General features: G+C 59.5%; 21 protein-coding genes. 9 read left to right on the top strand and 12 right to left on the bottom strand.

The window, feature by feature from the left end:
• Positions 1-93 precede the first annotated feature (93 nt).
• Positions 94-618, top strand: a complete 525-nt coding sequence (locus tag AC1DXW_RS01820) for a BRO-N domain-containing protein (protein WP_477752287.1) — start codon at positions 94-96, stop codon at positions 616-618.
• Between the two features lie 11 nt (positions 619-629).
• Here AC1DXW_RS01820 and AC1DXW_RS01815 read toward each other — a convergent pair whose 3' ends face one another.
• Entirely contained in the window at positions 630-893 is a 264-nt protein-coding gene (locus tag AC1DXW_RS01815; protein ID WP_477752286.1) for a HigA family addiction module antitoxin, read from the bottom strand.
• 192 nt (positions 894-1,085) lie between these two features.
• Here AC1DXW_RS01815 and AC1DXW_RS01810 point away from each other — a divergent pair, with 192 nt between their 5' ends.
• From AC1DXW_RS01810 to AC1DXW_RS01800, 3 genes are all read left to right on the top strand, one after another.
• Positions 1,086-1,622 carry an N-acetyltransferase gene (locus tag AC1DXW_RS01810; protein ID WP_477752285.1) on the top strand — a complete coding sequence of 179 codons (537 nt, stop codon included), beginning with the start codon at positions 1,086-1,088 and terminating at the stop codon, positions 1,620-1,622.
• Between the two features lie 34 nt (positions 1,623-1,656).
• Positions 1,657-1,827 (top strand): hypothetical protein, encoded by a 171-nt coding sequence (locus tag AC1DXW_RS01805; protein ID WP_477752284.1) that lies wholly within the window; start codon positions 1,657-1,659, stop codon positions 1,825-1,827.
• Positions 1,828-2,003: 176 nt separating this feature from the next.
• Complete coding sequence (locus AC1DXW_RS01800; protein ID WP_477752283.1) at positions 2,004-3,497, top strand: YifB family Mg chelatase-like AAA ATPase; 1,494 nt, start codon at positions 2,004-2,006, stop codon at positions 3,495-3,497.
• A 6-nt stretch (positions 3,498-3,503) separates the two neighbouring features.
• Here the strand turns inward: AC1DXW_RS01800 and AC1DXW_RS01795 are convergent, their stop codons facing one another.
• Together AC1DXW_RS01795 and AC1DXW_RS01790 are read right to left on the bottom strand one after the other, a co-directional pair.
• On the bottom strand, positions 3,504-4,718 hold the full coding sequence (locus tag AC1DXW_RS01795; RefSeq protein WP_477752282.1) for an aldose 1-epimerase family protein: 1,215 nt from the start codon (positions 4,716-4,718) through the stop codon (positions 3,504-3,506).
• A 150-nt stretch (positions 4,719-4,868) separates the two neighbouring features.
• On the bottom strand, positions 4,869-5,789 hold the full coding sequence (locus AC1DXW_RS01790) for a LysR substrate-binding domain-containing protein (protein WP_477752281.1): 921 nt from the start codon (positions 5,787-5,789) through the stop codon (positions 4,869-4,871).
• Positions 5,790-5,946: 157 nt separating this feature from the next.
• Here AC1DXW_RS01790 and AC1DXW_RS01785 point away from each other — a divergent pair, with 157 nt between their 5' ends.
• On the top strand, positions 5,947-7,344 hold the full coding sequence (locus AC1DXW_RS01785) for a NorM family multidrug efflux MATE transporter (RefSeq protein WP_477752280.1): 1,398 nt from the start codon (positions 5,947-5,949) through the stop codon (positions 7,342-7,344).
• 113 nt (positions 7,345-7,457) lie between these two features.
• Here the strand turns inward: AC1DXW_RS01785 and AC1DXW_RS01780 are convergent, their stop codons facing one another.
• A complete protein-coding gene (locus tag AC1DXW_RS01780) occupies positions 7,458-9,131 on the bottom strand; it encodes a putative bifunctional diguanylate cyclase/phosphodiesterase (protein ID WP_477759734.1) in 1,674 nt (557 codons plus the stop codon).
• Between the two features lie 264 nt (positions 9,132-9,395).
• Here AC1DXW_RS01780 and rep point away from each other — a divergent pair, with 264 nt between their 5' ends.
• Complete coding sequence (gene rep, locus AC1DXW_RS01775) at positions 9,396-11,405, top strand: DNA helicase Rep (RefSeq protein WP_108217218.1); 2,010 nt, start codon at positions 9,396-9,398, stop codon at positions 11,403-11,405.
• Between the two features lie 55 nt (positions 11,406-11,460).
• Positions 11,461-12,033, top strand: a complete 573-nt coding sequence (locus AC1DXW_RS01770) for a xanthine phosphoribosyltransferase (protein WP_046038985.1) — start codon at positions 11,461-11,463, stop codon at positions 12,031-12,033.
• Between the two features lie 129 nt (positions 12,034-12,162).
• Here the strand turns inward: AC1DXW_RS01770 and AC1DXW_RS01765 are convergent, their stop codons facing one another.
• The 6 genes from AC1DXW_RS01765 to dadA all read right to left on the bottom strand — a co-directional run bounded on the left by AC1DXW_RS01765 (position 12,163) and on the right by dadA (position 18,445).
• The gene (locus AC1DXW_RS01765; RefSeq protein ID WP_477752278.1) at positions 12,163-14,085 is read right to left on the bottom strand and encodes an acetyl-CoA hydrolase/transferase C-terminal domain-containing protein; all 1,923 of its coding nucleotides are present in this window, start codon (positions 14,083-14,085) and stop codon (positions 12,163-12,165) included.
• A 277-nt stretch (positions 14,086-14,362) separates the two neighbouring features.
• Positions 14,363-14,785 carry a c-type cytochrome gene (locus AC1DXW_RS01760; RefSeq protein WP_477752300.1) on the bottom strand — a complete coding sequence of 141 codons (423 nt, stop codon included), beginning with the start codon at positions 14,783-14,785 and terminating at the stop codon, positions 14,363-14,365.
• Between the two features lie 182 nt (positions 14,786-14,967).
• A complete protein-coding gene (locus tag AC1DXW_RS01755) occupies positions 14,968-15,516 on the bottom strand; it encodes a cupin domain-containing protein (RefSeq protein WP_008023455.1) in 549 nt (182 codons plus the stop codon).
• A 128-nt stretch (positions 15,517-15,644) separates the two neighbouring features.
• Positions 15,645-16,718, bottom strand: a complete 1,074-nt coding sequence (alr, locus tag AC1DXW_RS01750; RefSeq protein ID WP_477759733.1) for an alanine racemase — start codon at positions 16,716-16,718, stop codon at positions 15,645-15,647.
• Between the two features lie 97 nt (positions 16,719-16,815).
• On the bottom strand, positions 16,816-17,169 hold the full coding sequence (locus AC1DXW_RS01745; RefSeq protein WP_477752276.1) for a RidA family protein: 354 nt from the start codon (positions 17,167-17,169) through the stop codon (positions 16,816-16,818).
• A complete protein-coding gene (dadA, locus tag AC1DXW_RS01740; RefSeq protein WP_477752275.1) occupies positions 17,141-18,445 on the bottom strand; it encodes a D-amino acid dehydrogenase in 1,305 nt (434 codons plus the stop codon). The genes AC1DXW_RS01745 and dadA overlap by 29 nt, the downstream gene beginning before the upstream one ends.
• A gap of 157 nt (positions 18,446-18,602) precedes the next feature.
• Between dadA and AC1DXW_RS01735 the strand changes: the two genes are divergently transcribed.
• On the top strand, positions 18,603-19,091 hold the full coding sequence (locus tag AC1DXW_RS01735) for an Lrp/AsnC ligand binding domain-containing protein (protein WP_007975155.1): 489 nt from the start codon (positions 18,603-18,605) through the stop codon (positions 19,089-19,091).
• Positions 19,092-19,171: 80 nt separating this feature from the next.
• Here AC1DXW_RS01735 and AC1DXW_RS01730 read toward each other — a convergent pair whose 3' ends face one another.
• The gene (locus tag AC1DXW_RS01730) at positions 19,172-19,525 is read right to left on the bottom strand and encodes a YkgJ family cysteine cluster protein (RefSeq protein WP_477752274.1); all 354 of its coding nucleotides are present in this window, start codon (positions 19,523-19,525) and stop codon (positions 19,172-19,174) included.
• 147 nt (positions 19,526-19,672) lie between these two features.
• On the opposite strand from AC1DXW_RS01730, the gene AC1DXW_RS01725 reads away from it, so the two are divergent.
• Positions 19,673-20,980 carry an NAD(P)/FAD-dependent oxidoreductase gene (locus tag AC1DXW_RS01725; protein WP_477752273.1) on the top strand — a complete coding sequence of 436 codons (1,308 nt, stop codon included), beginning with the start codon at positions 19,673-19,675 and terminating at the stop codon, positions 20,978-20,980.
• A 143-nt stretch (positions 20,981-21,123) separates the two neighbouring features.
• On the opposite strand, the gene AC1DXW_RS01720 is transcribed toward AC1DXW_RS01725, so the two are convergent.
• A complete protein-coding gene (locus AC1DXW_RS01720; RefSeq protein ID WP_477752272.1) occupies positions 21,124-21,369 on the bottom strand; it encodes a DUF1127 domain-containing protein in 246 nt (81 codons plus the stop codon).
• Between the last annotated feature and the right edge of the window lie 177 nt (positions 21,370-21,546).

Here is a 21,546-nt window from a genome sequence, read left to right as displayed (position 1 = left end):
TCCTTTTGCTCCGGTTCGCCAACCCGCGTACAACTGCCACCCAATTGTTTGGCGACAATTACTGGCAGCCCTTAAGCAAAAGGAGCTGTATCAATGAATAGCGATGACGCTTACCTGATCCCTCACGTCTTCACCCGCCACAAACTCCACCTCCATGCACTTCTCCTGCAAAACCAACCCTGGTTCAGCGCCCGCGACCTCGGCCGCCTCCTGCGCCTCTACCTCGACGAACGCGCCGTCCGGAAACTCGATCCCGACCAGCGTCAAACCGTAAAAATGCTCATCCACGGCAGCATCGAAAACACCCTTCTGATCAGCGAATCCGGCGTTTACGCATTACTGGTCTATCACTACTGCCCCGAATACCGAGCCTTACGCGAATGGCTCACCCACGAAGTCGTTCCCGCCCTGCGAGACGCCCAACACCCTGCTGCAATCGAGCGCCCACAACTGAGCCTGCTCAATTGGCCGGAAATGTCGTTGAGCTTGCTGCACTGGAACAACCAGCCGTGGATTCGGCTGCAGGATGTGCCGCAGATGATGACAGAGCGGGAGCAGGCAAGACGCCCGGTAAAACCGTGGTGGAAGCGGGCTTCACGGGTCTTGCAGTCGCTTTGAATATTTAACGTTCAACCACGCTCGATCCAGGCTGAGCGCAGTTCGTAGGTCGATTGCAGATTCAGCCAGAAATCGGGTGTGGTATTCAGGTGGATGGATAGCTTTTGCGCCAGACCAACACTGACACCGCTCCGCTGATTCACAACATCGCTTATTTCCGCCCCTGGTTCGTTCAGCGAGCGAGCCAGAGCATTGGTTGTAATGCCCAGACGCTTCAGAAACTCCTCACTTAGAACTTCACCAGGATGAATCGGCCGCATTCCATTCTTGTTCATTCACGCCTCCTACGGTTGCATTCAGCGAGATCATAAGCAGCAACCTTCCTCAGGCAAGACCATCCACGCTCTTTCACCGACGTCCTTCATCTTTCTAGGCACGGTCCTACAAAAACCAGCTCTCCGGCCTGATTTATCACTCCGCACCCGTTCGTTTACGCTTTTCGCCTTGATATTCGATAGACGTAAGCAATGAGAAGAAAAGGGAAAGGCACGGACCTTCGTAACCAAACTCTTAAATCAAACGCGCGGAAGCTCGCCTACAAAACATTCATTAAGAAAATCGCGCCTCGTGCATTAAAAATTGACGTATCCGCTGTCAGGTTTGAGCCCATTACTGCAGCAGCGATAGAAAAAAGTCATTTTTGGGAAGGAGTAGCAATCTACCCGTGGGATTACATCCCAGACTGGAAGCGCAAAGATGCCAAGGGTTTGGATTTGGCAATTTGGTGTGAGCAGAGTCTTTGTGGCTTGTGCTATGCAACCCCGCGAAGGAGCACTATTTGTTTGAAGGTGGTTCTTTTGCAGGGGAATCCAGATAAATCCCATCCGCTTCGTGGCTTGATTGCTCCAATCGCATTACTGGCCGCAGATTTCTATGCGCGTATGCTTGGGTGCAGAGAGATCGAAATCCAGGATCCTGATCCGAACGTTGTTTTTTACTATCGAGAGCTCGGGTTCGACTTTGACCAGACCAACCGCCTTGTCATCTACTTGAGCGACCAATAACATCAAAACAAACATCCAATCGCACGAGGTGTGTATGAGCCCCAAAAAGCGAAAGGCGAAGCTGCTACAAATTGCTGAGTTGCACGCGGAAGCGCTTCGCTTGGCTGGAAGTTTATCAGCCAATCAACAACGCTTTATTGAAGTTGCCATCGCGCACGGCAGAGAACTTGAACCTCCAGGCCTGCTTGCCGGTAAAAGAGCTTGAATCTGCCCCCCAAAAAAACCGCCTGACTGGCGGTTTTTTTGTCTGCCAATCATCCGACGATGGCTGGCAACATCCTGCGAAAGTTCACCTTCCCTCCCGCCACGCAAAATTCCCATCTTCTGACTACCCTTGAACAACCCGCAGGAAGCGGCCCCCGTTTAGCTCAAGGAACGACCATGTCCCTCTCCATCGTCCACAGCCGCGCCCAGGTCGGCGTGGAGGCGCCAGCCGTTACTGTTGAAGTCCATCTGGCCAATGGTTTGCCGTCGCTGACCATGGTCGGCCTGCCCGAGGCGGCGGTGAAGGAAAGCAAGGATCGGGTGCGCAGCGCGATCATCAATTCGGGGCTGCAATTTCCGGCGCGACGGATCACGTTGAATCTGGCGCCCGCGGATTTGCCCAAGGATGGCGGGCGGTTCGATCTGGCGATTGCCCTGGGGATTCTCTCGGCCAGCGTGCAGGTGCCGACGCTGACACTGGATGACGTGGAGTGCCTGGGGGAGCTGGCGCTTTCCGGTGCAGTGCGGCCCGTCCGTGGGGTGCTGCCGGCGGCATTGGCGGCGCGCAAGGCCGGGCGCTGGTTGATGGTGCCGCAGGCGAATGCCGAGGAGGCTTGCCTGGCGTCGGGGTTGAAGGTCATTGCAGTGGACCATCTGCTGCAGGCAGTGGCACATTTCAATGGGCACACGCCCATCGAGCCTTACGTTTCCAATGGTTTGCTCTACGCCAGTAAACCCTATCCCGACTTGAATGAAGTTCAGGGGCAAATGGCAGCCAAACGCGCGCTGCTGATTGCGGCAGCGGGTGCGCATAACCTGCTGTTCAGCGGGCCACCAGGTACGGGCAAGACACTTCTGGCGAGCCGATTACCAGGGCTGTTGCCACCCTTGGCCGAAAACGAAGCACTGGAGGTCGCGGCGATTCAGTCAGTCGCCAGCTGTGTGCCGCTGAGCCACTGGCCGCAGCGACCGTTTCGCCAGCCACATCACTCTGCATCAGGTCCTGCACTGGTCGGTGGCGGCTCGAAACCGCAACCCGGCGAAATCACCCTCGCCCACCACGGTGTGCTGTTCCTTGATGAACTCCCGGAATTTGATCGCAAGGTACTGGAGGTACTGAGAGAACCGCTGGAATCCGGCCACATCGTGATTTCCCGCGCCAAGGACCGCGTGCGCTTCCCGGCTCGCTTTCAACTGGTCGCTGCGATGAATCCCTGCCCCTGTGGATATCTTGGCGAACCGAGCGGCCGCTGTTCCTGTACGCCGGACATGGTGCAGCGCTATCGCAACAAACTGTCGGGGCCGCTGCTGGACCGCATTGATCTGCATCTAACCGTCGCACGCGAAGCCACGGCGTTAAATCCTGCGTTAAAACCCGGTGACGACACTGCCACCGCCGCCGAGTTGGTTGCCAATGCACGAGAACGGCAACAAAAACGCCAGGGCTGTGCCAATGCATTTCTCGATTTGCCGGGCCTGCGCAGACACTGCAAGTTATCCACAGTCGACGAAACCTGGCTGGAAACRGCGTGTGAACGGCTGACCTTGTCGCTGCGAGCGGCCCATCGACTGCTCAAAGTAGCGCGCACTCTGGCGGACCTTGAACAAGTCGATGAGATCAGACGCGAGCACTTGGCCGAAGCGCTGCAATATCGGCCAACAACACTCTAGTCAGCATCACCCCTTGCTGAGATCAACCAACGGCGTCTGCCGCACCTCAGTCTCCCGCCCACCCTGAATCTCGCTCACCTGCTTCAGCGCCTTATCCACAGCGGTCTTATCCGCGAGCAAGCCGTAGCTGATGCGGAACTGCTTCTGCTCCTTCGGCCCAATCATTGGCACCAGGTTCAGTGGCCGCTGATACCGGCGGTTGTAGGAAAAACTTGTGCCTGGCTCCAGCCCCGTGACATAGCCCTGCCCTTGGGTATCGGTGTTTTTCCACAGGGAGAACACGGGCAGTGTTTGAGTGTTGAAACCGACCGAGACGCCCAGGCTGCCGGCCTTGTTATGCAGGACGGTCAATGTATCGCCCTTGGCATCGGCGTACGGCACTACGTTGTAAACCGTTTCGTCGTAGTCCTTGGTCGGTGCACGATAGGTTTGCCAGTCCGGCAAATCGCTTTTGGCTTTATCGTTGAACGGCGACACCTGTTTCACCGGCGCGGCGAAGCGGGCGCCCTGCTCCAGGAATGGGGTGCTGAAGTTGCTGTGATACAGCGCCTGGTATTCCTTCGGATAGTCGCCGTTGTTGGTCAGGGTGTCGTTGAGGGCGAACGCTACGCTGCCGGGCTCGGTGACCAGTTCGGTCGCGACCGAGAAGTCGACTTTCTTGAAAGCCTGTTCTTTCAGCTCGCCGCGCAGGCTGATGGCGTACGGCGGTTTTTCATCGATGTGCAGAGTGACTTTGTTGGCCGGGATATTGGCAGCGCGACCGTGCAGGGTCAGCAGTTCGCCGTTGTCGATGCCGGGGTGGCCGACCCATTCGTAGCCGCAGCGGGTGACCAATTCATTGAAGCCTTCCAGCCAGCCCAGGCCACCACGGCCGTTGAGCTCGATGAAGGACGGATTGACCACTTCCTTGACTGGCGAATCCCAACCCATGCGCACGTTACCGACCGAGGCCTGCAGGACGTTCATGCCGCGAGTTGGAACTACCGAAAGTTTCATCGTGCCGTTATCGATGTCGACGATGCTGACGCCTTCCTGCCGACCGCCGTGCAAGGTGCGCAGGGTCACGCTGAAAGGTTTGTCGGTTTTTACGCCGAGTTGCTGGCTGGTGATTTGCCAGTTCTGGGCGGCTTTGTCGGTGTCGAGCAGGACGTAATCCCAGGCTAGGGCTTGGGAGGCAGCGGACAGTGCGCTGAGGGCAACGAAGAGTTTGAGTGGGGTCATGGCAATAGCCTTTCTTGGAGTTGTGCCATTTTTATAGACCTGAAGAAACGTTTCAGCAAGCATAAAAGTGGAGACATCGGTAGCAAATGCCAAGAAAGACAATTGATCCGCAGATGTGCGACAAACGGAAATTGAGTCGATGCCATCGATTCAGTCCAGGCGCTCGACATCCGGTAACTCCATGGCCCGGACCTCGCCTTGCAGGAAATCGCTGAGGCGACGCAAACGCTCGCCACCGGGCCGGGTTTTCGGCCAGACCAGGTAATAATTCTCACCACTGGCGACGGCGGTCGGCCACGGCAAACTCAGACGTCCCTGCGCAACATCCTCCGCCACCATCAGCAAATCGCCCATGGATACGCCGTAACCTCGAGCGGCAGCGATCATGCCCAGCTCCAGCGTATCGAACACTTGCCCGCCCTTGAGCGAGATTCGATCGGTCAGGCCCATGCGCTCCAGCCAGTTGCGCCAGTCACGGCGGTCCGGTGTCGGATGCAGCAGCTCGGTACTGGCCAGACGCGTAACGTCCCACGGTTGATCCTTCAGAAGATTCGGCGCGCCCACCGGAATCAGCTCTTCGGGGAACAGGAAAGTCGCCTCCCAGTCCGGGGGAAAATGCCCGTTGCTGAGGATGACAGCGCAGTCAAAGGGTTCGTGGTTGAAGTCCACCGTATCGATGTCCATCCAGGCGCTGGTCAATTGCACTTCGTTCCCCGGTCGCAGGTGCCGGAAACGACTGAGCCGCGCCAACAGCCAACGCATGGTCAAGGTCGACGGGGCTTTCATGCGCAGGATGTCGTCCTCGGCGCGCAAGGTATTGCAGGCGCGCTCCAGGGCGGTGAAGCCTTCGCGGATGCCCGGCAACAGCAAACGGGCCGACTCGGTCAGTTGCAGGTTGCGGCCACTGCGGTGAAACAAGCGGCAGGCAAAATGCTCTTCGAGCGTACGAATATGTCGGCTGACCGCACTCTGGGTAATCGACAGTTCTTCGGCGGCGCGAGTAAACGAGCTATGCCGCGCCGCCGCTTCGAATGCTCGAAGGGCATACAAGGGAGGAAGACGACGGGACATCAGGAAAGCTCCTACAGCACGATTGCTTCAACTTATCGGAAACTCTCTCACATGAGTTTTAATCATGCCACCCATCCTTTTTATCCCTTTGTGCAAACCCCGCAGAGCGCCGAGAATCGACGCTTCCTGTTTTCTCTGACAATCGAGCGTGATGATCATGCAGCATCCAGCACGTACTGAACTCCGGGCCATCCTGCGGCTGGCGGGGCCGCTGATTGCCTCGCAGTTGGCGCACATGCTGATGGTCCTCACCGACACCCTGATGATGGCGCGCCTGAGTCCCGAAGCACTGGCCGGTGGCGGGCTCGGTGCAGCGACCTATTCGTTCGTGTCGATTTTCTGCATCGGCGTGATCGCGGCGGTCGGCACACTGGTGGCGATCCGTCAGGGTGCCGGCGATATTGTCGGGGCTACCCGGCTGACCCAGGCCGGGTTGTGGCTGGCATGGCTGATGGCGCTGGCCGCCGGTTTGCTGCTTTGGAACCTCAAACCGGTACTGTTGTTATTCGGCCAGACCGAAAGCAACGTCCAGATGGCCGGGCAGTTTTTGATCTTCCTGCCGTTCGCCCTGCCCGGCTACCTGAGCTTCATGGCCCTGCGCGGGTTCACCAGTGCCATTGGCCGTGCGACACCGGTGATGGTCATCAGCCTGGGCGGAACCGTGGCCAATTTCCTGCTCAACTATGCGCTGATTACCGGGATGTTCGGCCTGCCGAAACCGGGATTGATGGGCATCGGGCTGGTCACGGCGATTGTCGCCAACCTGATGGCACTCGCACTGGCGTGGCACATTCGGCGGCATCCGGCTTATGAGGCCTATCCGCTGCGTCAGGGCCTGTCTCGGCTGAACCGCCAGTACCTGAAGGAGCTGTGGCGTCTGGGCCTGCCGATTGGCGGTACCTATGCCGTGGAGGTCGGGCTGTTTGCCTTCGCTGCGCTGTGCATGGGCACCATGGGCAGCACACAACTGGGCGCGCACCAGATCGCCCTGCAAATCGTCTCGGTGGCATTCATGGTCCCGGCGGGTATTTCCTACGCGATCACCATGCGTATCGGTCAGCACTACGGTGCCGGGCAACTGTTGGATGCACGGCTGGCCGGGCGGGTCGGTATTGCATTCGGGGCGGCGGCGATGCTGTGTTTCGCCATGGTCTTCTGGTTGCTGCCAAACCAGTTGGTCGGTTTGTTTCTCGACCACAATGACCCGGCGTTTCGCGATGTCATCAACCTTGCCGTGAGCCTGTTGGCGGTGGCGGCCTGGTTCGAGCTGTTCGACGGCGTGCAAACCATTGCCATGGGCTGCATTCGCGGACTCAAGGATGCCAAGACCACTTTCCTCGTCGGCCTGGGTTGCTATTGGCTGATCGGCGCACCGGCGGCGTGGTGGATGGCGTTCCATTTGCAGTGGGGGCCAACGGGTGTCTGGTGGGGCCTGGCGCTGGGGCTGGCGTGCGCGGCGGTGAGCCTGACGCTGGGATTTGAATGGAAGATGAAACGGATGATCAAGCGGGACACGACGTCAGAGCAGCGCTTCGAGGTCGCTCAGACAGACTGATATCCCTTGTAGGAGTGAGCCTGCTCGCGATAGCGAACTATCAGCCGACATGAATGTTGACTGACCTGGCCTCATCGCGAGCAGGCTCACTCCTACAGGGGGTCGTGGGGTTTTTAATTCACGATTTCCAGCATCGACTGCTGATTGCTGCCAAACATCAGATACTCCACCAGCTCAGCCAACGGCAAAGGCTTGCTGATCAAATATCCCTGCACCTGATCGCATTCAAATCCGCGCAGCAGATCCAGTTGCTCCGGCGTTTCCACACCTTCTGCGACCACCTCAAGGTTGAGGTTGTGCGCCAGGTTGATCATCGCGTGGACCAGCTTGCGGTTTTCCTCACGCTGTTCCATGCCGCCGACAAAGCTCTTGTCGATCTTCAGCAAGGTGATCGGCAGACTGTTGAGGTGCACGAAGGACGAGAAACCGGTGCCGAAGTCGTCGAGGGAGAAGCGCACACCGAGACGCCCGAGAGCGTCCATGGTCTGCTTGACCAGATCGCTGCGGCGCATCACGGCGGTTTCGGTCAGCTCGAATTCCAGCCACTGCGCCTCGACGCCACGCTCGGCAATCAGGCGACTCAAGGTCGAAAGCAACTGACTGTCCTGGAATTGCCGGAACGACAGGTTGATTGCCATGTGCAACGGTGGCAAACCCAGCTCAAGCAGCGCCTGCATGTCGCGCAAGGCCCGGGAAATCACCCAGTAGCCCAGCGGCACGATCAGACCGCTTTGCTCAGCCAGCGGCACGAACTCACTCGGCGGCAACAAGCCGCGCTCGGCATGGCGCCAGCGCACCAGGGCTTCGAGGCCGACGATTTGCCCGTCTGCGAGGTTCAGCCGTGGCTGGTAGTGCAGCTCCAGCTCATCGCGGCGCAGCGCCCGGCGCAGCTCGGTTTCGAGGTCGGCGATGCTGCGGGCATTGCGGTTGATGCGTTCGTTGAAAATGTGAAAGGTGCAGCCCTGGGTGCTTTTGGCCTGCTGCATGGCGATATGTGCATGCCACATCAGCGGATCCGCATCGGTCTGGGCCCGGGCGTAGGCGATGCCCAGGCTGGAACCGATCAGCAGGCTTTCGCCGTCGACCCAATAAGGCTCGGCCAATGCTTCGCTGATGCGTTCGGCCATCCACTCGGCACGCTGGGGAGCGCGACGGGTGTCGATCAGCAAAGCGAATTCATCGCTGCCCAGGCGTGCCAGTTGATCGCCGGTCTCGAGCTGGCTCTTGAGCCGCGCCACCACTTGCAGGATCAAACGGTCACCGGCCTGATGGCCAAGGGCATCGTTGGCATAACGAAAGTTGTCGAGGTCGAGATGACCGAGGGCCAGGCCGCGCCCGTCGTTTTCCGCCAGCCGCGCGGTCAGCAGGGTCTGGAAGCCCTGGCGATTGGCGATGCCAGTGAGCGGATCTTGCTCGGCCAGGCGTTGCAGAGTGTTTTCCAGGACGCCACGCTCGCGCACATGACGCAGGCAGCGGCGCAACATGCCGGTATCGAGCAGATCGCGCACCAGCCAGTCACTCACACCGTCGGGCGGGGTCAGCGGCTCATGGTCGAGCAGCAACACCGTCGGCAGGCCGCAACGGCCCGGCGCCGGTTGAAGTTGCGGGATGGTCAATAACACCGCGCTGCGGTTGTCATCGAACAGGCTGCTGACCGACTCCCAACTCGGCGCGCTGATGAGAACGGCCGAGCTCCCCATAGGAACCAGACACTCGCGCAACAACGCTGCCCACGCTGGCTCTTCGGCCAGTAGCAGCAAACGCAAGGGTTCGACAGGCGTAGACAAGCTAGCTCCCTAGACTCTGCAAAGATGTAGGCGACGGGCATTATGCCGTTCCGATAACTAATGACAATGACATCAGTTATCAAATCGAGCCCTTTGCATCTGGAATTACGAACATTAGCCGCAAATTCATTGCGCATCCTGCGTGAAAGTAACAAAACCGGCAATTACAGATAGCGTGGTACGTCACAAGTCGGACAGAGCAGCACAATTCGCTGAGCCTGTTAAAATGCCGGCCCATTTTGTGACTGACTCCTGAATTTACCTATGTCCCGACTCAATCCCCGGCAGCAAGAAGCCGTGAGCTACGTCGGCGGCCCTCTTTTGGTGCTCGCCGGCGCCGGCTCCGGCAAGACCAGCGTGATCACGCGCAAAATCGCGCACCTGATCCAGAACTGCGGCATTCGCGCCCAGTACATCGTCGCCATGACCTTTACCAACAAGGCCGCCCGCGAGATGAAGGAACGGGTTGGCACTCTGCTGCGTGCCGGTGAAGGTCGTGGGCTGACGGTCTGCACGTTCCACAACCTGGGCCTGAACATCATCCGCAAGGAACACGTGCGGCTGGGCTACAAACCGGGCTTCTCGATCTTCGACGAGACTGACGTCAAAGCCCTGATGACCGACATCATGCAGAAGGAATACTCGGGCGACGACGGCGTCGACGAGATCAAGAACATGATTGGCGCCTGGAAAAACGACCTGATCCTGCCGGCCCAGGCCCTGGAAAACGCGCGCAACCCCAAGGAACAGACTGCCGCCATCGTCTACACCCACTATCAGCGCACGCTCAAGGCGTTCAACGCGGTGGACTTCGACGACCTGATCCTGCTGCCGGTGAAGCTGTTCGAAGAGCACGCCGACATCCTGGAAAAGTGGCAGAACAAGGTGCGCTACCTGCTGGTCGATGAATACCAGGACACCAACGCCAGCCAGTACCTGCTGGTAAAAATGCTCATCGGCAAACGCAACCAGTTCACCGTGGTAGGTGACGACGACCAGTCGATCTATGCCTGGCGTGGTGCCCGCCCGGAAAACCTGATGCTGCTCAAGGAAGACTACCCGTCCTTGAAAGTGGTGATGCTGGAGCAGAATTACCGCTCCACCAGCCGCATCCTGCGTTGCGCCAACGTGCTGATCTCGAACAACCCCCACGAATTCGAAAAGCAGCTGTGGAGTGAAATGGGCCACGGCGACGAGATCCGCGTGATCCGCTGCCGCAACGAGGACGCCGAGGCCGAGCGCGTGGCCATGGAAATCCTCAGCCTGCACTTGCGCACCGACCGCCCATACAGTGATTTCGCGATCCTCTATCGCGGCAACTACCAGGCCAAGCTGATCGAGCTGAAGTTGCAGCATCACCAGGTGCCGTATCGCCTGTCTGGCGGCAACAGCTTTTTCGGACGTCAGGAAGTGAAGGACCTGATGGCCTACTTCCGCCTGATCGTGAACCCGGATGACGATAACGCCTTCCTGCGGGTGATCAACGTGCCGCGCCGCGAGATCGGCTCGACCACGCTGGAGAAGCTGGGCAACTATGCGACCGAGCGCAAGATCTCGATGTACGCCGCCACCGACGAGATGGGTTTGGGCGAGCATCTGGACAGCCGCTTCACCGATCGCCTGTCGCGCTTCAAGCGCTTCATGGACAGGGTGCGCGAGCAGTGCGCCGGCGAAGACCCGATCTCGGCCCTGCGCAGCATGGTCATGGACATCGACTATGAGAACTGGCTGCGCACCAACAGCTCCAGCGACAAGGCCGCCGACTACCGCATGGGTAACGTCTGGTTCCTGATCGAGGCGCTGAAGAACACCCTGGAGAAAGACGAAGAAGGCGAGATGACCGTCGAGGACGCCATCGGCAAACTCGTGCTGCGCGACATGCTGGAGCGTCAGCAGGAAGAGGAAGACGGCGCCGAAGGCGTGCAGATGATGACCTTGCATGCCTCCAAGGGCCTGGAATTCCCCTACGTGTTCATCATGGGCATGGAAGAGGAAATCCTCCCGCACCGCTCCAGCATCGAAGCCGACACCATCGAAGAAGAACGTCGCCTGGCCTACGTGGGCATTACCCGCGCGCGCCAGACCCTGGCCTTCACCTTCGCCGCCAAGCGCAAGCAGTACGGCGAGATCATCGATTGCGCGCCGAGCCGTTTCCTCGATGAGCTGCCGCCGGACGATCTGGCCTGGGAAGGTAACGACGACACACCGACCGAAGTCAAAGCCGTGCGAGGCAACAACGCATTGGCGGATATACGCGCGATGTTAAAGCGCTAGAATTGACCACTTTTACATGACCTTCGGCGCACAGGCGCCAAAAGAGGACAGCTTCATGGAAGCCCTGCACAAGAAAATTCGCGAAGAAGGCATCGTGCTTTCCGACCAGGTCCTGAAAGTCGACGCCTTTCTGAACCACCAGATCGACCCGGCCCTGATGAAGCTGATCGGCGACGAATTCGCCACGCTGTTCAAGGATTCGGGCATCACCAAGATCGTCACCATCGAAGCCTCGGGCATCGCCCCGGCGATCATGACCGGCCTGAACCTCGGCGTGCCGGTGATTTTCGCCCGCAAGCACCAGTCCCTGACCCTGACCGAAAACCTGCTGTCGGCGACCGTGTACTCGTTCACCAAGCAGACCGAAAGCACCGTCGCGATCTCCCCGCGCCACCTGACCAGCAGCGACCGTGTGCTGATCATCGATGACTTCCTGGCCAACGGTAAGGCGTCCCAGGCGCTGATTTCGATCATCAAACAGGCCGGCGCCACCGTGGCGGGCCTGGGCATCGTGATCGAGAAGTCGTTCCAAGGCGGCCGTGCGGAACTGGACTCCCAGGGTTATCGCGTAGAGTCGCTGGCCCGCGTGAAGTCGCTGGCCGATGGTGTTGTGACCTTCATCGAATAACGCCCGAACACTGCAATACCCTGTGGGAGCGAGCTTGCTCGCGATTGCATAGTGTCAGTCGACATCTTCGTTGACTGATACACCGCTATCGCGAGCAAGCTCGCTCCCACAGTTGTTTTCGGTGGTCGGTTACTGCGCGGTGGCCTTGAGGCCTGTGAGCAGCAACCGCTGATACAAATCCTCCTTCATCCCCTCCGGGTTAGCCAGTTGCATGCGTTCCAGATGTTCCGGAAATGCTGCCGCCTCCGGCGCATCCAGCGCTGCCTTGCCCAACTCCAGCACCTCGCTCAGCTTGAACTTGCTCTTGAGCCAATTCAGCGCCCGCAATAGATCCTGCTCCACCTCGGTGAAATCACAGCCCAGCGGATACTCTGGAAACAGCTGCGGATGCCGCGCCTGAATCGCCTGCAAACGCTGCGGACTGTTATCGGTAAAGCGCGGATCTAGACGGAAGTCCTTGGGCAGTTTGCCGACTTTCTGCGCCTGCTCGATCAATCCCGATTGAAAACGCGAGTCGCTGATATTGAGCAAGGCCTCAATCACTGCCGCATCGGTTTTGCCGCGAAGATCGGCGATGCCGTACTCGGTGACCACGATGTCCCGCAGATGCCGCGGAATCGTGCAGTGACCATACTCCCAGACGATGTTCGAGCTGACGTCGCCGCCGGACTCGCGCCAGCTGCGCAGCAGCAACACCGAGCGCGCGCCTGCCAGCGCATGGCCCTGAACCACGAAGTTGTATTGCCCGCCTACGCCGCTGAGCACACGTCCGTCTTCGAGCTGATCCGCCACCGCCGCACCGAGCAAGGTCACGGTGAACGCGGTGTTGATGAACCGCGCATCCAGGCGTTGCAAGCGCTTGAGTTCTTCCTGGCCGTAGAGCTCGTTGATGTAGCTGATGCGGGTCATATTGAATGCAAGCCGCTTGCTTTGCGGCAACTCGCGTAAGCGCTCGTAGTAGCTGCGCGGACCGAGGAAAAATCCGCCGTGCACCGAGATGCCATCGGTTTGAGCAGTCTCGTCGAGGGTGCCGGCATTCGCCTGCTGCTGGGTCGCCACATCGGGATAAACCTTGCGCCGCACGATCCCGGCATCGGCCAGCACCAGCAAGCCGTTGACGAACATTTCGCTGCAGCCATACAGGCCTTTGGCGAAGGGTTCGATACCGCCCTCGCGCTCGACCAGTTGCGCCCAGTGGCTGAGGTTTACGTCTGCCAGCAAAGCGCTGTATCCGTCGTTGTCGGCTTGCCGCGCCAGCAGCGCCGCCGTCAGCGCATCGCCCATGGAACCGATGCCGATCTGCAAGGTGCCGCCGTCACGCACCAGGGTGCTGGCGTGCAGGCCGATGAAATGGTCCTGACACCCCACCGGCATGTTCGGCGTGGAGAACAGCGTGGTGTTGTCCTTCTGGTCGATCAGCAAGTCGAAGGTGTCGATGCCGAGCTCCGCATCGCCAGGCATGTAAGGCAGATCGTTGTGCACCTGGCCGACCATCAGGATGGTTTCTCCGGCGGCGCGGCGCTTGGCAATCATCGGCAGCAGGTCGAGGGTGATGTCCGGGTTGCAGCTCAGGCTCAAGCGGTCGGGATGTTCGGCATCGCTGGCCACCAATTGCGCCACCAGGTTCAACCCGGCGGCGTTGATGTCCCGCGCCGCATGGCTGTAGTTGCTGCTGACGTAATCCTGTTGCGCCGTGGCACTGTTGAGCAGGCTGCCGGGCTGCATGAAGAATTGCTGGATGTGGATGTTGCCCGGCAGTTGGTCGCGACGCAGGTCGGCGAGAAATTCCAGCTCCGGATAATCGCCGAAGACCCTTTCGACAAAGGGTTCGAGAAAACGCTTTTGCAAACCATCGCCCAAGGGCGGGCGCCCCAGACACAACGCGGTGTAGATCGTCAGCCGCCGCTCGGGAGACTGCGCGATACGTCGATACAACGCGTTGACGAAATGGTTGGGTTTGCCCAGGCCCAGGGGCAGGCCCATGTGAATGTGGACCGGCAACCGCGCCAGTACGTCATCGACCGCCTGTTCGATAGAGCACAGCTGAACCATCGGATCCTCCCTCACGTTCCATGGATTGGGGTTGCTCCGAGCTTGCCGGGTCTTTGCCGCAATGAACAGGCTAAGGGTCTAATCGCGAGCACAAAAACCTTGTAGGAGCGAGCTCGCTCGCGATGGTCGTCAACGATAACGCGGCGAGCCTGACACCCTGCGGCGCCTTCGAACGCTTCGCGAGCAAGCTCGCTCCTACAGAGATCAGCGGCGTTTTTCGAAATCACAGGCACAAAAAAGCCGCTCGAAAGCGGCTTTTCAGCAGCAAGACTCAGGCTTATTTCAGGCCGGACATCTTCTGGATGGCGCCTTTGAGCTCGGCGTCTGCACAATCGGCGCAGGTGCCTTTTGGCGGCATCGAGTTGAGGCCGGAGATCGCCTTGGCGAGCAGGCCGTCAACACCACCTTCTTTCTTGGCACGCTCGCCCCAAGCGGCGGCATCACCGATTTTCGGCGCGCCCAACAGGCCTGAACCGTGGCAAGCGTTGCAATGTTTTGCAATCACTTCATCCGGGGTTTTTGCACCGCCACCGCCGCCAGCGGAAGCGGCCACTTCCATGCCCTTGCACTCTTTACCCTGAACACAAACCTGGCCGACTGGCTCAAGGCGTTTGGCGATTTCGTCGTTGGTTACAGCTTGAGCGCTGACACTGACAGCCCATAGGGCCAATACGGTTGCTGGTGCAGCCAGCATTTTCATAATTAGGTTCACGCGTTCACCCTCAATGGTGGCTAGTCACGCCTACGGCCACGGTTCGCAGGCGGGCGCAAGTATAGCGGTAAGCCCGTCGCACTGAAACAACCCCAAAGTCGGAGGGGTCATAGGCTGCGGCGGAAACACAGCCCGGGCGCCTCTGCGATGCTGGCAGGACGCCTCTTTTCTTAGAAGTTCGCCGGCGTGGCTGCGCTGATTAGTCGCGCCGGTACATCGAACGGATTACGGAAACGGTGTGGCTTGGTACTTTCAAAGTAGTAGCTATCGCCGGCTTCGAGGACAAAAGTTTCGAGACCGACCACCAGTTCCAGTTTTCCTTCGACCAGGATGCCGGTTTCCTCACCCTCATGGGTGAGCATCTCGTCACCGGTGTCGGCGCCTGGCGGATAGATTTCATTGAGGAATGCGATCGCCCGGCTCGGATGGGCACGCCCGACCAGTTTCATGGTCACCGCGCCATCGGAAATATCGATCAGCTCGTTGGCCTTGTAGACGATCTGAGTCGGTTTTTCCTGCAGGATTTCTTCGGAAAAGAACTCGACCATGGACATGGGAATCCCGCCCAACACCTTGCGCAGCGAACTGATCGAAGGGCTCACGCTGTTCTTTTCGATCATCGAAATCGTGCTGTTGGTGACCCCCGCCCGTTTGGCGAGCTCACGCTGGGAAAGGCCTTTGAGCCTACGGATGGATTGCAGTCGTTCACCGACGTCCAAAGCTTGCGCCTCCAGGATTCAAAATTGTTGGAATAGTGAGCGTTATCATGGCGACAGCGTTCAGTATTTACAACACTTTGACCTGAATCCTGTTCAGCGAGGCGACTTCCGGTCTGGAGCTTCGGGCACTAAGCCCCGGAATAGAGCAGTGGCACTCGGCGCAGGTTGCAGAATATCTGGTATGGAATCGTGCCGGCAGCCATGGCGACATCGCTGGCGAGGATGTTTTTGCCCCACAATTCGACGGTCGAACCGAGGCCGGCCTGCGGCACATCGGTCAGGTCGATGCAGAGCATGTCCATCGATACCCGGCCAATCAGCTGACTACGCTGACCAGCCACCAACACCGGCGTGCCGGTCGGTGCCGAACGCGGGTAGCCATCGGCGTACCCCATGGCCACGACGCCAATGCGCATCGGTTTGGAGGTGATGAATCTGGCGCCGTAACCGACAGGCTCGCCGGCCGGCAGTTCACGCACACTGATCACTTTCGATTCCAGCGTCATCACCGGTTGCAGGCGCGCAGCCACTTCATTGGCTTCTTCGAACGGCGTGGCGCCATAGAGCATGATGCCCGGACGCACCCAATCGCTCGGAATCTGTGGCCAACCGAGCACTGCCGGCGAGTTACGCAAACTCACTTCGGCGGACAAACCCTTACGCGCCGCTTCAAACACCGCCACCTGGTCGGCGCTGGCCTGTTCGTGCAACTCATCGGCGCGCGCAAAGTGGCTCATCAGCACCACTTTCGCGGCCTTGCCGCTGGCCAGCAGTCGTTGGTAGGCCGCCTGATAATCCGCCGGATGCAGGCCAACCCGGTGCATGCCCGAGTCGAGCTTGAGCCACACCGTGATCGGCTTGCTCAACGCCGCTTTCTCGATGGCTTCGAGTTGCCACAGCGAATGCACCACGCACCAGAAATCATGCTCGACGATCAGTGCCAGCTCGTCGGCTTCGAAAAAACCTTCCAGCAGCAGGATCGGCGCACGAATACCCGCCGCCCGCAGCTCCAACGCCTCTTCGATGCAGGCCACGGCAAACCCGTCCGCCTCGGCTTCCAGCGCTTGTGCGCATCGCACAGCGCCATGGCCATAGGCATCGGCCTTGATCACCGCGAGGGCTTTGGCCCCCGTGAGCTCACGGGCGATTTGGTAGTTATTGCGCAGGGCTTGAAGGTCGATCAGGGCACGGGCAGGACGCATGGCGGCAGACTTCTGGTCGGGTTATCGGGAAGAAAAACCGGCGCTGGCTGACGGCGTGAACCGCCAGCAGCACCGGGAGAGGGATCTGTCTGAAAGCTTATGGCAGAGCGGCGACAACCGACAGCTCGACCAGGATTTGCGGTTCGCACAATTTCGATTCAACCGTGGCGCGGGCCGGGGCGACGCCTTTTGGCAGCCACTTGTCCCACACCGCGTTCATGCCTTCGAAATGCGCGTCGATGTCTTTCAGGTAAATCGTCACCGACAACAGATTGTGCTTGTCGGTGCCCGCCAGATCGAGCAACCGCTCGATGTTGGTGAGGGTTTCACGGGTCTGCTGCTCAATCCCGGCGTTCATGTCATCGCCGACCTGTCCGGCCAGGTAAACCGTGCCGTTATGGGTGACGATCTGACTCATGCGCTCATTGGTGAGCTGGCGCTGGACTGACATGCTTTGCAGGCTCCTGGGTTTTGTTGTCATAACGGGAAATATCGAGGCCTTCGGCGCTGATCTGTGGCTTTTTCTTCGCCATCAGGTCAGCCAGCAAGCGACCGGAGCCACAGGCCATGGTCCAGCCGAGCGTGCCGTGACCGGTGTTCAGGAACAGGTTCTTGAACTTTGTTCCGCCGACAATCGGGGTGCCGTCCGGAGTGGTCGGACGCAGGCCCGTCCAGAAGCTGGCCTCGGCCAGATTGCCGCCCTGAGGATAAAGGTCGTTGACGATCATCTCCAGGGTTTCGCGCCGGCGCGGGTTCAGCGACAAGTCAAAACCGGCAATTTCAGCCATGCCGCCGACGCGGATGCGGTTGTCGAAACGGGTGATCGCGACCTTATAGGTCTCATCGAGAATGGTCGAAGTCGGGGCCATCGCCGGGTTGGTGATCGGCACGGTCAGGGAGTAGCCCTTGAGCGGATACACCGGTGCCTTGATCCCCAGCGGCTTGAGCAGCTGCGGCGAATAGCTGCCGAGGGCCAGCACGTAGCGGTCGGCGGTTTCCAGCTTGCCGTCAATCCACACACCGTTGATGCGGTCACCGGCGAAGTCGAGGCGCTGAATGTCCTGGCCGAAACGGAATTGCACACCGAGGTTTGCGGCCATTTCTGCAAGCTTGGTGGTGAACATCTGGCAGTCGCCAGTCTGGTCGTTCGGCAGGCGCAGGGCACCGGCGAGGATGTCCGTGACGCTGGCCAGCGCCGGCTCAACGCGGGCAATGCCTTCGCGGTCGAGCAGTTCGAACGGCACGCCGGACTCTTTCAGCACGGCGATGTCTTTCGCCGCGCCGTCGAGCTGGGCCTGGGTGCGGAACAACTGGGTAGTACCGAGGCTGCGGCCTTCGTAGGCGATGCCGGTTTCGGCACGCAGTTCGTCGAGGCAGTCACGGCTGTACTCGGACAGGCGGACCATGCGCTCCTTGTTCACCGCGTAACGGCTGGCGGTGCAGTTGCGCAGCATCTGTGCCATCCACAGGTACTGGTCGATGTCGGCAGTGGCCTTGATCGCCAGCGGCGCGTGGCGCTGCAACAGCCACTTGATGGCCTTGAGCGGCACGCCCGGCGCGGCCCACGGCGAGGCATAACCCGGCGAGACCTGCCCGGCGTTGGCGAAACTGGTCTCCATGGCAGCAGCCGGCTGCCGGTCGACCACCACCACTTCGAACCCGGCACGGGCCAGATAATAAGCACTGGTGGTACCGATGACGCCGCTACCCAAGACCATGACGCGCATTTTCATATCCCTCATCGCGGATAACCGCTGACGTTTGTTATTCAGAGCTTCAGATGCGCGCAGTGTAAAAAAGATTTACCAGTGCTTTTCACTATATAAGCGCCTATATTTGGCGACAATTCTCGGCAAAAACCCTTTTCACGGAGGCGCATCCCCTATGCGTACCAACACTCAGACCAAACGTGAGCTGGACAAGATCGACCGCAACATCCTGCGGATCCTGCAAGCGGACGGGCGGATTTCCTTTACGGAGCTTGGAGAAAAGGTCGGGCTCTCGACCACGCCCTGTACTGAGCGGGTCCGGCGTCTGGAGCGCGAAGGGATCATCATGGGCTACAACGCCAGGCTCAATCCGCAGCACCTGAAGGGTAGTCTGCTGGTGTTCGTCGAGATCAGCCTGGACTACAAATCCGGCGATACTTTCGAAGAGTTCCGACGTGCGGTGCTGAAATTGCCCCACGTGCTGGAGTGTCATCTGGTGTCAGGGGATTTCGACTACCTGGTGAAGGCGCGGATTTCCGAGATGGCGTCGTACCGCAAGTTGCTGGGCGACATCCTGCTCAAGTTGCCCCATGTGCGCGAGTCCAAGAGCTATATCGTGATGGAAGAGGTGAAGGAGAGCCTGACCTTGCCGATTCCGGATTGAAGATCAAAAGATCGCAGCCTGCGGCAGCTCCTACGTGTGTACACACGCTTTTTGTAGGAGCTGCCGCAGGCTGCGATCTTTTAAACCAACACCTGCCGAGTGTTGGCCATGTACTCAAACACCTGCGTCTCCACCCGCGGATGAATCAGCTCCACCGGCCCGCGCCCATTCGGGCACGGCAAGGTCTTGGTGGTGCCGAACAACCGGCAGATCAGCGGCCGCTCGTCATACACCGTGCAACCATTCGGCCCCAGATGCACGCAGTTGAGTTCTTCCATGGCGGCATCCTGCTCGGCGCGGGTCTTGCGCGGCAGGCGCGACATTTCTTCCGGCGAGGTGGTCACCGGCCCGCAGCAGTCATGGCAGCCGGGAACGCACTCGAACGAGGGAATCTGTTGTCGCAATGTGCGGATTGTCTGGCTGTTGCAGCTCATTGCAGCGGTGACCAATAGCGGAATAGAGCGGGATTCTGACGCAAAAGCTCCGATCCAGACAGTACCAGCCGACCAATGTTGCCCGCCCGGAAAGGTCCGGCTTATGCTCCGTCAAGTTTTCTAAAAGCAAGAACCAGGATCACGCACATGAATGCCCGTGCTCAACAGCCTGCTCTGAACCACACCGCTTCCTACTACGCCGCCAGCAGCCTGCCGCAGCCCGAACTTGCGGCGCTCAAAGGCGAAGTGCTGGCCGATGTCTGTGTGGTGGGCGGCGGGTTTTCGGGGTTGAACACGGCGCTTGAGCTGGCCGAGCGTGGCCTCAGCGTGGTGTTGCTTGAAGCCCATAAAATTGGTTGGGGCGCCAGTGGACGCAACGGCGGGCAGCTGATTCGCGGCGTCGGCCACGGCCTCGATCAATTCGCTAACATCATCGGCGTCGAAGGCGTACGGCAGATGAAACTCATGGGCCTGGAAGCCGTGGAAATCGTCCGGCAACGGGTCGAGCGCTTCCAGATCCCCTGCGACCTGACCTGGGGTTACTGCGACCTCGCCAACAAGCCCCGTGACCTTGAAGGATTCGCCGAGGATGCCGAAGAATTGCGCAGCCTCGGTTATCGCTACGAGACCCGATTGCTGCAAGCCAATGAGATGCACACCGTGGTCGGCTCCACGCGTTACGTCGGCGGCCTGATCGACATGGGCTCGGGGCACCTGCATCCACTGAACCTGGCCTTGGGCGAAGCAGCCGCGGCACAACATCTGGGGGTCCAGTTGTTCGAGCACTCGGCCGTGACCCGCATCGACTATGGCCCCGAGGTCAAGGTCCATACCGCCGAGGGCTCGGTGCGCGCCAAAACCCTGGTGCTGGGCTGCAACGCCTACCTCAACAACCTCAATCCGGAACTCAGCGGAAAAGTCCTGCCCGCCGGCAGTTACATCATCGCCACCGAACCATTGAGCGAAGAACTGGCCCACGCCCTGCTGCCGCAGAACATGGCGGTCTGTGACCAGCGAGTGGCGCTGGATTATTACCGGCTCTCGGCGGACCGGCGCCTGCTGTTTGGCGGCGCCTGCCATTACTCGGGCCGCGACCCGAAAGACATCGCCGCGTATATGCGCCCGAAAATGCTGGAGGTCTTTGCGCAACTGAGCGCAGTGAAGATCGATTACCAATGGGGCGGCATGATCGGCATCGGTGCCAATCGCCTGCCGCAGATCGGACGACTCAAGGACCAGCCGAACGTGTACTACGCCCAGGCCTATTCCGGTCATGGCGTGAATGCCACGCACCTGGCCGGCAAGCTGCTGGCCGAAGCTATCAGCGGCCAGCACAGCGGCGGCTTCGATCTGTTTGCCAAGGTGCCACACATCACCTTCCCCGGCGGCAAGCATTTGCGTTCGCCGTTGTTAGCGCTGGGGATGTTGTGGCATCGGCTTAAAGAGTTGGTCTGAAGGTTTTGCTGGGCCTGTACCGGCGCCATCGCGAGCAAGCTCGCTCCCACAGTGTTTGGCGGTGTTCACAAGATTTGTGTTCAACACCGCTCCTTGTGGGAGCGAGCTTGCTCGCGATGAGGCCCTGAAGAACACTGCAAAACTCAGATCCTCCAGAAAGGCTTCAGCCCCTCCTCCCGCGCCTGCTCCCGCGTCAGCCCGATATCCTTGAGCTGGTCAGCCGTCAGGGCCAGCAACGCCTTGCGCGTGTGCAGCCGACGCCAGAACTGATCCCAACGACTCTGGTCGGACAACACATTGTGCATGCCCGCCTCCCGCGTGCCGTTGTTCTGCCCGGTCACCAGTTCCTGACTGTGTAACGTCAGCCGCACATCGCTCAAACCGTTCATCTTGGATGCTCCTGTTTACTTGGGTAGCCAGAGGCTCCATGATGCGTGGGCGCGCAAAAGCATTACAGATTCAAAACAGCTGTATTAACTCCATACAGTTTTGCCGATTCCACCACTGAATCCCGATTTTTCGCTCGATCTGTGCTGGTTAACCAAATCACCCCTATCGAGGCTGCA

The organism is Pseudomonas sp. P4_C4 (assembly GCF_056402055.1).
The sequence above is the reverse complement of the archived record's forward strand: the minus strand, read 5'-3'. Positions and strand labels throughout refer to the sequence as shown.

Coding starts and splice junctions, on each gene's coding strand:
- AC1DXW_RS01820 (WP_477752287.1), top strand. CDS start 94: ATGAATAGCGATGACGCTTACCTGATCCCTCACGTCTTCACCCGCCAC.
- AC1DXW_RS01815 (WP_477752286.1), bottom strand. CDS start 893: ATGAACAAGAATGGAATGCGGCCGATTCATCCTGGTGAAGTTCTAAGT.
- AC1DXW_RS01810 (WP_477752285.1), top strand. CDS start 1,086: ATGAGAAGAAAAGGGAAAGGCACGGACCTTCGTAACCAAACTCTTAAA.
- AC1DXW_RS01805 (WP_477752284.1), top strand. CDS start 1,657: ATGAGCCCCAAAAAGCGAAAGGCGAAGCTGCTACAAATTGCTGAGTTG.
- AC1DXW_RS01795 (WP_477752282.1), bottom strand. CDS start 4,718: ATGACCCCACTCAAACTCTTCGTTGCCCTCAGCGCACTGTCCGCTGCC.
- AC1DXW_RS01790 (WP_477752281.1), bottom strand. CDS start 5,789: ATGTCCCGTCGTCTTCCTCCCTTGTATGCCCTTCGAGCATTCGAAGCG.
- AC1DXW_RS01785 (WP_477752280.1), top strand. CDS start 5,947: ATGCAGCATCCAGCACGTACTGAACTCCGGGCCATCCTGCGGCTGGCG.
- rep (WP_108217218.1), top strand. CDS start 9,396: ATGTCCCGACTCAATCCCCGGCAGCAAGAAGCCGTGAGCTACGTCGGC.
- AC1DXW_RS01770 (WP_046038985.1), top strand. CDS start 11,461: ATGGAAGCCCTGCACAAGAAAATTCGCGAAGAAGGCATCGTGCTTTCC.
- AC1DXW_RS01765 (WP_477752278.1), bottom strand. CDS start 14,085: ATGGTTCAGCTGTGCTCTATCGAACAGGCGGTCGATGACGTACTGGCG.
- AC1DXW_RS01760 (WP_477752300.1), bottom strand. CDS start 14,785: ATGAAAATGCTGGCTGCACCAGCAACCGTATTGGCCCTATGGGCTGTC.
- alr (WP_477759733.1), bottom strand. CDS start 16,718: ATGCGTCCTGCCCGTGCCCTGATCGACCTTCAAGCCCTGCGCAATAAC.
- AC1DXW_RS01745 (WP_477752276.1), bottom strand. CDS start 17,169: ATGTCAGTCCAGCGCCAGCTCACCAATGAGCGCATGAGTCAGATCGTC.
- dadA (WP_477752275.1), bottom strand. CDS start 18,445: ATGCGCGTCATGGTCTTGGGTAGCGGCGTCATCGGTACCACCAGTGCT.
- AC1DXW_RS01735 (WP_007975155.1), top strand. CDS start 18,603: ATGCGTACCAACACTCAGACCAAACGTGAGCTGGACAAGATCGACCGC.
- AC1DXW_RS01730 (WP_477752274.1), bottom strand. CDS start 19,525: ATGAGCTGCAACAGCCAGACAATCCGCACATTGCGACAACAGATTCCC.
- AC1DXW_RS01725 (WP_477752273.1), top strand. CDS start 19,673: ATGAATGCCCGTGCTCAACAGCCTGCTCTGAACCACACCGCTTCCTAC.
- AC1DXW_RS01720 (WP_477752272.1), bottom strand. CDS start 21,369: ATGAACGGTTTGAGCGATGTGCGGCTGACGTTACACAGTCAGGAACTG.